This is a genomic window from Nocardiopsis xinjiangensis YIM 90004 (assembly GCF_000341145.1).
In the GTDB taxonomy this organism is placed as follows: Bacteria; Actinomycetota; Actinomycetes; order Streptosporangiales; family Streptosporangiaceae; genus Nocardiopsis; species Nocardiopsis xinjiangensis.
The window spans coordinates 188,483-202,621 of record NZ_ANBE01000014.1 but is presented as its reverse complement, the minus strand read 5'-3'; the positions used below and the strand labels follow the sequence as shown (position 1 = coordinate 202,621).

Here is a 14,139-nt window from a genome sequence, read left to right as displayed (position 1 = left end):
CTGACCCTAGCGGCAGAGCCCAGGACACTCCCACATCCGGCCACCAGCGCCCCAACACCCCATAGCCCTATCCCAGGGGCTATCGGGGTGTGTCAGCCGCCCATACGCCCCAGCGCCGTCCCCGCCCCGCGCAGGAAGATCGAGTCAGCTTCTCACCCCTGAAGGGCCGAGCTTGCAGGTAGCGCCCGGCTGGCTGCCGGGTTGACTCCCGCGTCAATCCGGTGAGTACCATCTTGGCCCCCGTCGACGGTGGCTCCGCACGGCCAGATGCAATAAGCCTGCCCAAGAAGAATTATTCGACCTCTAGCTGTAGGAGATCTGCTCCCGACCACCCCTTGGCCCCGGCGTTTAGCTGAGCCTGCAGGCGCGTTAGCCTTCAGGTCTGCGCTGCCCTTTGAGAGACCAAGATCTTCCATCCGTCAGTGGTGCTCTGCGAAGATACCGATTCCCCGCCGGAACAGGGTCTCCCCCATGCTCGCGTTGCCCCCGGATGCCTCCACCCCGCAGGGGCAGTTCCTGACCGCCTACGGTTCATGGCAGCACGCCCGGTTAACGAGCGCACTGGCCACGTTCCCCGTTCCCCGTTCCCCGTTCCCCGTTCCCCAGCACAGAAGCTCGCCCTGGCTGCCCATATGATCCACTGACTCGTGGAGCTCGACCAGGCCTGGGAACCACACCGACACCCGCTGGGACCGTTGCGCGGCACAGGAGGAGATCGTCCACCTTCGCGGTGTACGAGGGCAGCTGCGGCGACTCCAGGCCGTCTTCGCTGACCCGGGAGAGGGCCTTTACGTGTTGGTCGGGCGGGCCGAATGGATTGATCTGCGACGACATGGTGCACGACCATGGGCGCCCGTTCGAACATGTGGGTCTCGGTAACCCCTATGTTCAAGGCGCCCATGATCGCCCTTCCGCGAAAGAACGCTCTACGCTACGATTCTGCCGAACCAGCGGGCAGCACACCGGAGATCCGCAAGAGCTGGCCCTGCCGGTTGCTGACGTAGATGCGGTCGTTGTCGCGGTCCAGCCCGAGACCGGCGACCGTGCCGAGACCGTCGGCCACCACGTGCTGTCGTCCCTTGGCCTCGCTGTCAGCCACGACGACCTCGTGCAGCTTGCTGCCGGCCCAGTTGCAGACGTATGCGTTGGTCGCGCCATCCAGTGCTACGCGGATGCTGCGTCCGAGGTTGGTGGCCACACTCTGCGGGGTGCTGTCTTCTGCTTCCAGGTCGATCTCGTACAGCCCGCCGCGGTCGTACTGGCCTACGTACGCCTTGCCCCCGTCCAGCGCGATGCCGGCGGCCCTTTCCACGCGCCAGGTCCGCTGCTGTTGCGCCGGTTCGCTGCTCAGATCGAACTCGATCAGCTGGTGGTCCGCGACGTCGCTGACGTAGGCCTTGTTGCCCGGCAGGTCCAGCGCGACGCCATACGCGCGTATGTCCTCGGCGACCGTGACCGGGGAGGGGGCGCTCTCGGACAGGTCCAGGGTGAACAGTCGCCTGCCGCTGTAGTCGGCCACATAGGCCTTGTTGCCCCGCAGGTCCAAGGCGACATCGTTGACTTCGCCCAGCTGCTCGGCGACCACGTCCGTGCTGCCGTCGTCGAGATCCACCCTGTACAGCTTGCCGCCGTGGTACCGGTCGGTGACGTAGGCCTTGTTGGCCGGAACATCGAGCGCGAGGCCATCGGCCCACCCCAACCCGGTGGCGAGTTCGACGGGGTCCTCCTTCGAGATCTCTCGCTCTTCGGGGCCAGCCTTGTGGAGAGGGTGGTGTTCCTCGTTGAAATGAAGCTCTTCGAGCTCGAAGACCTCGTGGTTACCGGCGAGGGTCGAGACGACTTCGGCCTCCCCTTTTTGCATGAAAGGCTTGCTTTCATCGGTCAGGTCGAAAGCTTCCCTCTCAGATCCGGTCTCTCCGAGTTTCCATGCGATCACCTGGGAGTATTCCGGCTCTTGGGGCTGCGGCCCGTCCGGGCGGGTCTCCTTGACTTCTACTGGCTCGGGGTAATACAGAGCAACCCACCCGCCGAATGAGACCGGGTATTCGTAGTCGAACCTCCTCACCTGGCGCCGCTGCGTGGCCAGCACATCGACCCGGCTACCGACCTCCCCGCTCAGCGTGGACGATGTCTTGTACGAAGTGGACAAAGAACCACTGATAGAACCGGCGATTCCGAGCATCAGCTGTGCCGACACTTCCCCGGTGCCCGTGGCGGTTCCCGTCGCTGTTGTCGTACTTGTCGACTGCGACTGGGACTCTGTGTCAACACCCTGGTTGTCCTTGCTGTTTTTCAGGGTGGTCTTCTGAGAGTTGTTCATCGCCATGCTCTTCTGCAGTTGCTGCTGCAGCGATGCGGTGGCTTTCGCCCCGAAGGTGAGCTGCACCTGGCCCTCGAGCGACCAACTGATGGTATTCGAAATAGAGAATTCGACAGTGTGGGACCATGTCGTCGGGGTGGGATCGGTCCGATTGGCGAACGTCTGTTTGGAGATCACGTCAGGGGGCGGCTGGGCGATGTCCCCTCGTTCTTCGACAAGCGGCACGCCCACGGTCATGTATGCGCGCCATCCCCGGTGGTGCGCTGGGGCCTCCGAATCGGGAAATGCACCGAACCGCCCCCTGTTCAAGGAGAACCCTGCAGGGGAGACGTACCGGTCTGTTCCGTCTGGGTTCTTCTTCTCGGCTTTCCTCTTCAGTTTCTCCTTGTCCCGCTCCAGTATGACAGGGGCCTTGTCGTCAATGTCGAGTTCCTCGAGGTTCCGGTTGGTCAGCGGGTGGCGTATGAATCGCTCTCCGAGGTAGGTCGTACTCACGTTGTTCTCGGTGGGACCGCCCATGCCTGCATCCTCCTTGCGCATCAGAACTCAACGGTGGCCCAGCGGAGGCCGGGTGAACTTCCTTCAGCCTGGCGCAGCCGAAGGATGGCTCTCTATTCTTTTCGGTCCTGTTGATTGAACTGTTTCAACTCTTCTCGCTCCTCGGCGCTGATCTCCGGCTGGTCTTCCTCGTCGATCTCCACCTCCACATTTTTGTATGCCTCATCCATGGACGAAGAGGCCATATCGGATGTTGTTTGTGGGTCTTCGCTGGCTTGCTGCTGTTCGGTGGCCGCCGTCTGGGTGTTCTTGAACATGGGGGCGATGAATGTGTTCATGACCGAGAGCGCTTCGGGTGAGGTCTCGCGTATGATCTTCGGGTCGCGCTCAGCATCAGGGATTCCGTCGTAGAGTTCCGGGTCAACCCCTTCCCATTCGGGCCGGGCACCAGGAATTTTCTCGTGCACATGTTGAGCTGACTCTTCGGCAGACTCGGCCTCACCTTTGCCGTTTTCGAAGATGTTCTTGAAAGACATGAACTCCCTTTCGAACGTACGTTGCTTCCCGGATTCCTTCTATCCTCCTAAGCCATGCTGACCCCTACCCGGTTCCAATGGCCAGGGCGACGGTGATGTCGCTGAGGATTTCGGGCCGCCGGTACTTTGCACAGAACCGGAACAAACTCGATTTACGGACAAGTCAGATATTTGGAACTTTTTAGGAGCAGGGGCTTTGTGTATCTTGTCTGCTGAATCCAGACAAGGGCCGTAATTGGTACTATCGACGGAACGAAACCCCGGGCCGTCCGCGATTCTGCTCGATACGCAAGAGGAGGGAGAGGAAACCGTTGCCGCTGTTTCCGGTGGTACCCGAAGATCCGGGACCTCGCAGTCCACCCGCCGTGGGACGGGGCATCAGCAGCACGTTCCACCGCGCGTCCGGGCGAAGGGGAATTTCCGATTTCGGTCTGCGCAGAAAGTCCGACTCAGGCTAGAATATCGCCGATTCTCCATCTGCCGCCCCGGCTCCTCTGTCGCCGCCCCTCGTGGTCGGCCGGCGCTCTGGCGATCTGCGTTGGGTTGAGTTCACGGCCAAAGCGCCGGCCACCGAGTGGACGGCCGGCATCACCTACGTGCCCACCGATCAGGGATGGCTGTATTTAGCGGTGGTGGTGGACGCCTTCTCCCGCCGCATCGTGGGCTGGGCGATGGCCGAGCACATGCGTGCTGAGCTGGTCTGTGACGCCCTGGCCATGGCGGTCTCGGTCCGCCGGCCCGGCCCCGGGCTGATCCATCACTCCGACAAGGGTTCGCAGTACACCAGCCTGGCTTTCGGCCGCCGCTGCGAGGAGGCGGGTATCGCGCCCTCGACCGGGCGGACGGGATCGTGTTACGACAACGCGGCCACCGAGAGCTTCTTCGCCTCCTTGGAGACCGAGCTGATCGACCGCACCCGTTTCCCGGCCAGAGGGCCTGCCCAGCGGGAGGTGTTCTCCTGTATCGAGGGGTTCCACAACCCCTGGCGCAGGCATTCGGCCAACGGCCGGCTCAGCCCTGCCGAGTATGAACGTCGCCACACCAAAGCCATGGACGAGGGGTCCACAGCGCTGCCTCAGGCTGGGTAAAACCCCAGCTCACAAGTGTCCACCGAACTGAAGCAACTTCAGACTGATATGTGTCTTGGGCGAAGTAGATCGCCACGGCCTCAATCCGGCGAATACCATCTCGGCCCCCGTCGACGGTGGCTCCGCACGGCCAGCCGCGAGGTCGACATCGAGGTCCTCACGCACATCTGCCCGACCCGCGACTCGGCGGGTGAACCACTACGGCTTCACAGCCTCCTTCACCCGGGCTTTCCTGGCCGAGGAGCGCTCGCAGACCAACGCGACCGTGCTCCCGAGCTCGGAAGTGGTGAGCGTTCCGCGCGGTCCGGGCCCGTCCAGGCTCGGAGACTCCACGTCCCACGCATGCCGGCGTCCCGCGCCCGTACACCGACCATGCGCTCATCGAGCCGCTGCTCTTCTCGGTATACCCCCCACCCGGTCGGGGCGGCTGCGCTCGTCCGGTCGGGAGTTGATCCGCCCCCGGATGTCGCGCGCCAGAGGTGTTTCCGCGAGGAAATTCTCGAGTTCTTCAACCGAACGGTTGGCTGCATAAGGTTGCAGGTCAGCCCGCAAGCGAGTGAGGCGAATGCGTACGCGTGCCGAGTACAGGTGCCCGGCCTGTTGAATGGTGGTGCGGACCAAGGCGCCGGCGGCCAGGGGGTCGGCCTCGGTGGTGCGCAATTGTGCACCGGCTTGGAGAAGACCCGCGATGGTCCGGTTGCGTCGACGAGAGCGCGGGGCCGTCGCGAGGAATCGACGGGCATGCTCGACAGCTCGCCGTCCCTGGCCCAAGTCATGGCAGCAGTGGGCGATCTGAAGGTCTGCCTCCGAGGCATCGAAGTAGGCCATCCATTCCGGATCTCCCCTGTGCCCCGTGTGTTGGAGAGCCTCTTCCATTTCGTGGAGCGCTCGAGCGCAGGCAGCCTCCTCGCCGAGTGAGGCCAGGGCCCTGGCCCGTGCGGCTGCAAGCCTCGTCCGTACGGCGGGGGTGGCTTCACCCCGGGTACCGACTGTGGCGATACACGCTAGTTCCAAGGCGTGACCGTACTGCCCGAGCAGGTTGGCGTGGTGGCTCAGCAGGATCAGGGCATGGGCTGCCAACAGGCGGTCCGACCCCAGGTGGGCGAAGGTGAGTGACTGCAGGAAATAGTGCCGCGCCAGGTGGTGGAGCGCGGCGTCTTCGGCCATCGCTCCGGCTTGGGCGGTGAAACGCGCAACCGCGCCGAACAGGCGCTGCCCCCTCTTGGCCGTGTAGTCGCTCTGCAGGAGGGGGCCGATCTCGCTGTGCAGGTATTGCACCGCGGAGGTGCGTGCGTGTGCGCCCCCGAATTCGTCGTCCAACTCGGCGAACAGTACGCACGTGCGGTCGATGGCGGCGATGTCGGTGTCGCTCACCTGGTTATTCGATCCATGGTTTCGAGAGGGGAGGGGCTCTGGCCGCGCCCCGAGCCAGGCCAGTGACATGCTTTTCAAGTGGTCCAGTGAGAGGTCGGGCCCGGGAGGTGTGTGTGCTTGCAGATCGCTTGCCCAGAGCGCGGCTGCCTGGCGTAGAAACTGCGGGAGCGTTGGTGGGAAGGAAGCGTCCGCGACCGGGGCGGGCCCAGGCGGATTCGGCCCTGTGGCGGGGACGGTGGGTGCGCCGAGGCCTTCCAGCGCCAAGGCGATGCGTCCGCTCCGGCGGAAGGTGACCTGCCCGTTCAGGAGTTTGCTGATGGTGGCTTGGGAGGCACCGGTCATTTGGGCCAGAGCGATCTGGGACAGGGTGGTTTGTTCGCGCAGTACGCGCAGAAGCGCACCCAGGTCCCGGTGAGCGAGCGCGGCGCGCGCCTCCGGGCGCTCCCACACGCGCGGGGGGATGCAGGCGCACCGCACGCGGGTACCCGAGCGGGGTAGGCCGCAGTGTCCGCACGGATGCCGGCTCACTGATCTCGTCCGCTCTGGACACGGAGCAGGTTCGGCTGTGTGGGCGAATGTCGGTGGGGGAACACGCCCGCCAGCCTAGTGTCCGGGGTGACTCGTCGGCACCTTATACACCATAGGGTGGGATAAGTCTATTCATCACTGCGTAAAAATTCTTGTGGTGGCGAATAGCCTTGCGGTTGGGGGCTTTGCCAGAGTGGGCCCATGAGTTCGCAAACCCCCGCTGTGCCGGGCAGCGGGCCTGGCCTCCTCCACGAGCGCGTACGCGCTTTCGCGTCCGAGTACGGGGTGGAAGCGGTGCTGCTGTCCTCTGACGGCCGGTTGATCTCACTGGGCGGGTCACTCTCTGTACCCAGTGCTGAGCAGGTCGCCGGCACTGCTTTCACGATGATCAGCTACGCCAAACGGGCGGCCGACTGGACCCAGCGCGAGGGCGCGGACCTGCTCTCGGTGCGCTATACGTCCGGGACGCTGACGTTGCTGGCCGCCTCCGACCGGGCCTGGATCGCGGTAGGCAACGCCACCTCGGGCAATGGCGCCTCGACCGAGACCAGGCACATTGCTTACCAGGCGGCGCGCTTTACCGAGCAGATCCGGGACCTCCTGCCCGCTACCGGGGCGATGGCCCTGCCCAGCCCCGTGAGCGCGGAGGTGGCCGAGTGAGCATCAAGCCTGAGCCCTACCGGCCCGCCCACGAGCCCGTACCCGCCCTGAGCGACCACACGCTGGTGCGCACCGTCGGCCCCGCACCCGAACCCGTATGTCCCTTCACCGGCGACGCCGCGCGTCTGTGGCACGTAGCGGCCGCCGCGGACCGGGGCGCGCTCAGTGTGCTGGAGTTGGCGGCGCACGCCCGGATGAGCCGGGGTGCGGTCGCAGTGGCCGTGGCCGAACTGGTGCGCCGGGGCCAGGCCCGGGTCAGCCGACCGATGGCAGCCCCGGTCCTGACCCATCTGAGCGACAACCTCGGTCCCACCTACTACGACCCCGCCCTGGCCTCGGCCAAGATCCTGGTTCTGGGCAGCCGGGAGCGGATGCGTAACCGGTTCATCGCCGCCAACGCCGCTGCGGTGCGGGTGTGGGAAAGTGCCCCGGCCCGCCCCGGCCGGCAGACCTGCCTGACCATGGCCCGCATGCGGTTGGCGATGGTGGAACTGTGCCTGCTCAGCGTGGCCGACCCGGCCGAGTGGCCCACCCTGTGGCCAGGGACGGTGCGCGATGCTTACGCAGCCGTCGTCGTGACCAGGGCCCAGACCTGGCAGCAGGAAAAGGAACTGGTGGAAACAGCCCGTGATCACGGGTTGCCGGTCCAACTCGTGGTCGACCACCCTCAGGGGCCGGGCCCTGATCTGCAGGCCCTGACCACCGTCCTGGGCCTGGCACCGGATCAGGTGACGTTGTGTGACGTGGACTCGGGTTCAGGCGCCTACGGGGCGGTGCGCGACGTGGTACACCGAAGCTGCCGGTTCTCGCCGGTTCCGCGCACCCCGGTTCCGGATCCGTGTTGAGTCCTCCCCTCTCCGAGAGGCAAGGGTCGACCGGGCTTTCGCCTCAGCGGAGACCGCCCCCTGCCAGGGAACTCCCGTGGAGGGCCGAGGTCAGCTCCGAGCACGAAGGCCCGCCCGGTCGCCTCTGGACGTCCGTGAGCGGTGACCACGATGCGGCAGTTCCTGCGGCAAGGGGCCCGCTGAGCGGGGTGGGGGGAAAGACCTCAGCTCTCGGTCAAACGGTTCCCACAGGCCCATCCGGCCCTGCTCACCCGGCCGAGTCTCATGTAAGCACAACGAATCCTGAAAGGAGAAGGGACATCTTCTCCCGCTCGACGGCGGGGTACACCTGACCCTCTCATGACGAAGATCCTGATCGTGGGGGCCAGCCCGGCCGGTCTCCACCTGGCCCACGGCCTACTCACCCACGGCTACGACGTGACCATGCTCAACGCCCGCACCAGCGGGGAGATCCGCACCTCCCAGCCCTCCACCACCCAGTTCAGCCTGCCCACGGCCCTGGCCCACGAACAGCGGGCCGAACTGGCCCGATGGGAGCACGTGGCCCCCCGAATCAGCGGAGCCCGCCTGCACCTGCACCCGCCCGACATGCCCACCAGCACAGTGGAGTCGGCCTTCAGCTCCTACGGGGTCTCGGTCGACCACCGCGTCAAAATCGCCGACTGGCTCGAATACCTGGAGGACCGAGGCGCCAAGGTCGTCATCCACGGGGTCACCGTCGGTGACCTGGACTACTTCTCCCGTATGTTCGACCTGGTCGTCCTGGCCATCGGTTACGGCGAACTCGGCGCCCTCTTCGACCGCCACACCAGCGGGCAAGCACCCCCGCCCCGAGCGGTGGCCCAAGCCATCATCGAGGGCGTTCAACCGAGCCCCCACGTACAGGTGCACCCGGTCGATCCTCCACGGCACGCACCCCCGGGGTACTTGCCCGAACCGGTCGCCAGCGACTACGCCGAAGTTGCCTCCACCCCCGAACTACGGGCGATCCTCTCCCCGGTGCTGACCGACGTGGGCCCCCAGCACGTCCTCCAGCTCGTGGGCGCCCCCGGCGGACCGATGGAGGGCTGGCCCGACCGCCCCCGCCCCGAAGAGATCTGGCGGTGGATGAGCGAGCTGACCGCCAAACACACCCCACACCTGCACCAGCGCCTCGAAGAGGCCTACCTGCCTGCCTCAGAACAAGATGCCGGCGTGCACGCCTACACCCCCCACGTACGCGCCCCGGTGGCGACCCTGCCCTCAGGCGGACACGTGTTGGGCATGGCCGAGGCGGTCGTCAGCACCGACGACCCCGTGGCCGCCCAGGCCGGGAACATGGCCGTCGCCAGCTCCCAGCATTACCTCGCACGCATCCTCCACCACACGCAGGGACCGTTCACCCCCGCCTGGATGCACGAAACCTTCGAGGGCCTGTGGCAGGGCGAGCCCACCGCTGAGTACCCCTTCGCCGGTATGGGCCAGGCCTGCCTGGGACTGAGCCAGGTCCTCGACCAGATCTGGGACCCACAGGCACCAGCCCACCTGACCGAGGTCCTGGGCGCGGCCGCCACCCACCAACAGGTCGCCGACCGGTTCCTGGGCGACCTCGACGACCCTCGCCGCTACACCTGGCTGTATGACCCCGAAAGCGCACGCGCTTACCTGAACACCCTCACCTGAGACCCCATCCCCTGATTTGCCCTGCCCCCGTCATCATTGGAGCCCCGTGTCTTACGACACCTCTGCACCCGCCACACGTTGGTGGGCCCCCCGCCTGGTCCAGCGCCTGTACGACCCCCTGGTGGTGCACGGCACCTACCGTTTCCTGTGGCGCTGCCACGTGCGCCATGTGCTGGGGCTGTACTACAGCACCGTCCGCGACGGCGACACGGTCCTGGAGATCGGCCCCGGCAACGGCGGACACCTGGACCGCACCGACCGCCAGGACCTGACCGTGCACCTGATGGACGCCTTCCCCGGCTCCATGACCGCCGCGGCCGAGCGCCTGGCGCGCTACACCCCCACCCAACACCCGGCCAACGCCCTGGAACCCTTCCCCATGGAGCACGACAGCGTCGACGCGGTCATGCTGTCCATGGTCGTGCACTGCCTGCCGGGGCAGTCCGTCACCGACAAAGAAGCGGTCTTCGATGGTGTGGCCGGCGTCCTGCGGCCCGGGGGCCGCTTCGCCGGTGCCACCGTCCTGTCCCGAGGAGTCCCGCATACCCGGCGCAGCCGGGCAGGTCTGAGCCTCCTCAACCGCCAGGAGGTCTTCTCCTGTCATGACGACTCCCTGGCCGATCTGGAAACGGCCCTGGAGAAGCGCTTCGACCAGGTGCAGATGAGCATCGTCGGGTCTGTGGCCCTGTGGCAGGTGATCGGGAGATGAGCAGACCCGAGCCCAGAGAGGCAGCCCTGACCGGGATCGGCGCGCGCCTGCCCGGCCCCGCCGGCGAACCGGTGCGCGGTCCCCGCCAACTCTGGAACACCTTGTTGGAGGGGGCCAGCACCTTGGGTCGCTACCCCCAGCACAGGTGGGAGCACATGGCCCGGCGCCTGCACCCCGACGACCGCCCCCGAAGCCCTTGGCCGGTGGCGCCTCTGCATCCCCCCGAACATGTCGAGAACGCAGCTTTCCGCCTGTCGGCGGCCGAAGCCCAGCATCTCTCGCCGACCCAACGCCTGATCCTGGAGGTGGCCGCCGAGGCCCTGGAAGACGCCGGCCTGGATCCGGCCACACTGGCCGGGCCCGACACCGGCCTCTACGTAGGCAGCGCCAGCCCCGATGAAGCCGTCGAAGCGTTCAACGAGAGCGCCCGCCCCGGGCTGGCGGACCTGTCCGCCGGCGGGGCCGGAATGCTGGCCACCCCGCTCTCCCGGTGGCTGGATACCCGGGGACCGCTCCTGACCATGGACACCTCCTGTTCCTCGTCGTTGTACGCCCTGGATGCGGCCCGGCGTGACGTCGCCGACGGCCGGGTGGACACGGCCCTGGTGATCGGGGTCAACACAGCCCGCACCCCCGCCGTGGGTCGGGCTTTCGCCGACGGGCCCGTCCTGGCCCCGGAACCTGCCAGCCACCCGTTCGACGCGGCAGCCGAGGGTTTCGTGCGCGGTGAGGGCGTCGTAGCCGTCGTCCTACGCAACCGCCACGAAGCCGACCAGGACCGTGATCGTCTCTACGCACTGCTGACCCACACGCGCACCGGCGCCGACGGGCACTCGGCAGCTACCGGCGCCCCTTCCGCCTCAGCACAGGCGGAACTGTTGGCACGTACCTACTCCGAAGCCGGCGTCGACCCGGACGAGATCGGTTACCTCATCGCTCACGGCACCGCCACCCGGGCCGGCGACCACGCTGAGGCACGTGCCCTGGGGCGGGTCTTCGGCCGCGGCGAGCACACCCCATTGTGGGTGGGTTCGGTCAAGGGCTCCTTCGGCCATTCCGAAGGAGCGGCCGGGCTGCTCGGAGTGGTGGCAGCAGCTTTGAGCCTGCACCACGGGCGCATCCCGCCCACCGCCGGTCACCGCACCCCGTCCCCGGCCTTGGGGCGCCACCATCTGCGCGTGCCGACCCAGCAGGTGGGCTGGCCACACGCAGGCTCTGCCCACCGCGCCGGGGTCACGAGCCTGGGTTTTTCCGGCGCGATCGCACATGCAGTGTTGGAACAGGCCCCGCCCACTCGACCGGGCCACGAGGACGCCGGCCAGCAGCCGGACCACGTGTGGGCGCTGTCCGCAGCCTCCAAGGCGGCCCTGGCCGAGCAGGCCGACCGGCTGCACGAACAACTCACCTGCCCCGACCCGCCCAGCGCGGCGCGTGTGGGCGCCCACCTGGCCCGGCGCACCGACCGACGGGGCCCCTGGCGGGCCGCTCTCGTCCACGCACCCGGCTCCGACGGGGTCGCAGGGTTGGAGGCGCTGGCACAGGGGCACCCCCATGAGGCTCTGCTCGGCCCCGCCCGGGCGAGAACAGGACGCCTGGCGTGGGTCTTCGGCGGGCACGGCGCCGCCCACCCACACATGGGCGCACAGCTCTACCGCGCGGACGGAGTCTTCGCCCGCCACATGGACCAGGCCCATCAGGCCTTGATCCGATACACCCCGGCCCCCTGGCACCCGGCCCGGGGGCCGGCTCGAGGCCTGGCCCAGACCCAACAAGCCACCTGGGCCATGCAGACCGCACTGGCCGCCACCCTGGTCGAACGGTGGAAGCTGACCCCCGAGGTGGTGGTGGGACACTCCTTGGGCGAGGTGGCCGCCGCCCAGGTGGCCGGAGCCCTGGACCTGGACCAGGCGGCCCGACTGGTGGTGGCCCGTTCCGAACTACTGGAGCGTGTGTCCCCCACCGGGGGCATGATCTCACTCGAAACCGACAACGCTACTGCTCGGACCCTGGCCGCGGCCCACGGTGTGGAGGTAGCCGCGATCAACGCCCCCTCACTGCAGGTGCTCTCTGGCCCCCGGGAGCGGCTTGAGGCCGTCCGTGGCCAGGCCGAACAGGACGGGTACACCGCCCGGGAACTGCCCGCGGCGCCCCCGGCCCACAGCCGCGCCGTCGAACCGGTACTGGACGAGCTCGCCGACCGACTGGGCCGGATGGACGCCCGGCCGCCGCGGGTAGAGATGGTCTCGACCGTCTCCGCCACCAGCGTGCAGGACCTGGGCGCCGACTACTGGGTACGGCAGCTGCGCTCCCCCGTCGACTACGAGGCGGCCCTGGCGTGTGTGGCCCGCCAGGGGCCGGTGTTGGCGGCAGAACTCTCTCCGCACCCGGTGCTGGCCGTGCCCACCATGCGTATCACCGCCCGCCACCACCTGGATGTGCAGGTGGCGACCCTCGTCGACGGGACCGATACCGAGAGCCGGGGCCCGGCGCGTTTGGCCGCATGGGCCCACACCCACGGACATGACCTCCGTCAGAGCGATGGCTCCCACCCGCCGTTGGGACTCCGACCGCGCACCTGGCGAACCCACGCACCCACCGACTGGCTTCAAGCACTGGCCGGCCTGGAGTCGGACGAAGCACGCACAGCGCTGGCTGCGTGGGTCCATCAGTGCGTGGAGGAACTGGCTCCTGTGTCCGTGCGCGAAGCAGACCGCGACACGGTACTCGAAGAACTCGGCCTCAACAGCATGCACCGCCTCCTCCTGCGCGCCGAGATCATGTCCCATCTGCCACCCGAGGCAGCCACCGCGGTGGAACAGAACCCCACCATCAACGGCATCAGCCACACCCTGGGCCAGACCCTGACCCGTGCGGGAGGCACGGCCCCGCAGGCCAAGGTCGGGGGCGGCTGACACTCGGTTCGGGGCCAGTCCGTGCCTGGCCCCGGTCCTCACACCCACTTTCGGGGCTGCCCACGCAGGTGTCCGGTTCTCCCCCGGCACTCGGGACCACGGCACGTCCGGTCGAGGTTGCTTCGGCATTTTTCGGAATGGTCGATGCCCGGTAGCGTCATGACATTGGTGACGCGGCCGCTGCAGAGCCGCACCCCGGCGCGAAGGTCGGCTTTGAGGAGCTACCGAAGATGTTCCAAGGGCCGGCGCAGTACGTGCCCACGGTGAACGACGCAACAGTGCACGGCATGGTCTACCCCCGGCGGTCCCTGGTCCTGGTGGCCGGGGTCCCCGGGGCCGGGAAGAGCACCCTGTTGCGGCGGCTGTTCGGGCTCCGCGGAAACGAGGAGCGACCCGTGCTCACCGTGGACGGTGTGCGGGTGATCGACTCGCTGCAGTCGCGGTACCGGTTGGGACCATTGCTCGGTCGGGTCCCCTACCCACTGTGGCGCTGGGTGGTGCACGTACTACACCTGGCCCGGATGGCCGCGGCGCTGCGCGGCGGCCCGGTGGTGGCGCACGAGTGCGGGACCCGGAGCCCGGTCCGCGTGCTGCTCGCCCTGCTCTGCCGACTCCGCCGGTACGAGATGCACGTGTTGATGATCGACGCCACCCCGCAGGAGGCCCGGAACGGGCAGCACGCCCGAGGGCGGCGGGTGACCGAGCGCAGCCACCAGGCGCATTCGCGGCGCTGGCGACGGCTGCGTGCGGCCACCCAACACGGACCGACGGCGTTCGCTCCGGGCGCGCGCAGTCTGCTCGCACTCGACCGGCGCCGGGCGCGGGAGCTGGCCTGGATCTGTTTCGTTCCGGGTGTGGTGGAGGCTCTCACCCCTGGGAAGGAGGAGGAGCATGCCGACCGAGGAAGCACCCCGATGAACTGGGTGAACGCGCCGCCCGCATGGCGATGGAAGTCCGCCGGAACCCGACCACGCATGAGGGGGCGGTCACCCGCCCCGCCGGCTGTG

The 14,139-nt window shown here is 67.6% G+C and carries 9 protein-coding genes and 2 pseudogenes; 7 read left to right on the top strand and 4 right to left on the bottom strand.

All coding sequences use genetic code 11. The annotated features are described in order from the left end of the window. Positions 1 to 931: 931 nt before the first annotated feature. Positions 932 to 2,839 (bottom strand): hypothetical protein, encoded by a 1,908-nt coding sequence (locus D473_RS0109480; protein WP_017608842.1) that lies wholly within the window; start codon positions 2,837 to 2,839, stop codon positions 932 to 934. A gap of 92 nt (positions 2,840 to 2,931) precedes the next feature. Further along, positions 2,932 to 3,354 carry a hypothetical protein gene (locus tag D473_RS0109475; RefSeq protein WP_017608841.1) on the bottom strand — a complete coding sequence of 141 codons (423 nt, stop codon included), beginning with the start codon at positions 3,352 to 3,354 and terminating at the stop codon, positions 2,932 to 2,934. Positions 3,355 to 3,863: 509 nt separating this feature from the next. On the opposite strand from D473_RS0109475, the gene D473_RS24530 reads away from it, so the two are divergent. Continuing rightward, positions 3,864 to 4,442 (top strand): IS3 family transposase, encoded by a 579-nt coding sequence (locus tag D473_RS24530; RefSeq protein ID WP_161626415.1) that lies wholly within the window; start codon positions 3,864 to 3,866, stop codon positions 4,440 to 4,442. A 378-nt stretch (positions 4,443 to 4,820) separates the two neighbouring features. Here D473_RS24530 and D473_RS24525 read toward each other — a convergent pair whose 3' ends face one another. Both D473_RS24525 and D473_RS28675 read right to left on the bottom strand, forming a co-directional pair. Further along, on the bottom strand, positions 4,821 to 5,816 hold the full coding sequence (locus tag D473_RS24525; protein WP_017608839.1) for a hypothetical protein: 996 nt from the start codon (positions 5,814 to 5,816) through the stop codon (positions 4,821 to 4,823). Positions 5,817 to 6,062: 246 nt separating this feature from the next. Then, positions 6,063 to 6,266 (bottom strand): annotated as a pseudogene (locus D473_RS28675) (helix-turn-helix domain-containing protein); the annotation flags it as partial. Between the two features lie 279 nt (positions 6,267 to 6,545). Between D473_RS28675 and D473_RS0109460 the strand changes: the two are divergent. From D473_RS0109460 to D473_RS28070, 6 genes and pseudogenes are all read left to right on the top strand, one after another. Next, complete coding sequence (locus D473_RS0109460; RefSeq protein ID WP_017608838.1) at positions 6,546 to 7,004, top strand: roadblock/LC7 domain-containing protein; 459 nt, start codon at positions 6,546 to 6,548, stop codon at positions 7,002 to 7,004. Next, the gene (locus D473_RS0109455) at positions 7,001 to 7,849 is read left to right on the top strand and encodes a hypothetical protein (protein WP_017608837.1); all 849 of its coding nucleotides are present in this window, start codon (positions 7,001 to 7,003) and stop codon (positions 7,847 to 7,849) included. Before D473_RS0109460 ends, D473_RS0109455 begins: the two co-directional genes overlap by 4 nt. 339 nt (positions 7,850 to 8,188) lie before the next feature. Beyond that, positions 8,189 to 9,511, top strand: coding sequence for a styrene monooxygenase/indole monooxygenase family protein (locus tag D473_RS0109450; protein WP_017608836.1), 1,323 nt, complete (start codon positions 8,189 to 8,191; stop codon positions 9,509 to 9,511). Between the two features lie 46 nt (positions 9,512 to 9,557). Further along, a complete protein-coding gene (locus D473_RS0109445; protein WP_017608835.1) occupies positions 9,558 to 10,220 on the top strand; it encodes a class I SAM-dependent methyltransferase in 663 nt (220 codons plus the stop codon). After that, positions 10,217 to 13,132 (top strand): type I polyketide synthase, encoded by a 2,916-nt coding sequence (locus D473_RS0109440; RefSeq protein WP_017608834.1) that lies wholly within the window; start codon positions 10,217 to 10,219, stop codon positions 13,130 to 13,132. The genes D473_RS0109445 and D473_RS0109440 overlap by 4 nt, the downstream gene beginning before the upstream one ends. 230 nt (positions 13,133 to 13,362) lie before the next feature. Further along, positions 13,363 to 13,986, top strand: a pseudogene (locus D473_RS28070) (AAA family ATPase); the annotation flags it as partial. Between the last annotated feature and the right edge of the window lie 153 nt (positions 13,987 to 14,139).

What these genes read in the sequence shown, in the direction of transcription:
- D473_RS0109450 (WP_017608836.1), top strand. Translation starts at nt 8,189, where the DNA reads ATGACGAAGATCCTGATCGTGGGGGCCAGCCCGGCCGGTCTCCACCTG.
- D473_RS0109460 (WP_017608838.1), top strand. Translation starts at nt 6,546, where the DNA reads ATGAGTTCGCAAACCCCCGCTGTGCCGGGCAGCGGGCCTGGCCTCCTC.
- D473_RS0109480 (WP_017608842.1), bottom strand. Translation starts at nt 2,839, where the DNA reads ATGGGCGGTCCCACCGAGAACAACGTGAGTACGACCTACCTCGGAGAG.
- D473_RS0109475 (WP_017608841.1), bottom strand. Translation starts at nt 3,354, where the DNA reads ATGTCTTTCAAGAACATCTTCGAAAACGGCAAAGGTGAGGCCGAGTCT.
- D473_RS0109440 (WP_017608834.1), top strand. Translation starts at nt 10,217, where the DNA reads ATGAGCAGACCCGAGCCCAGAGAGGCAGCCCTGACCGGGATCGGCGCG.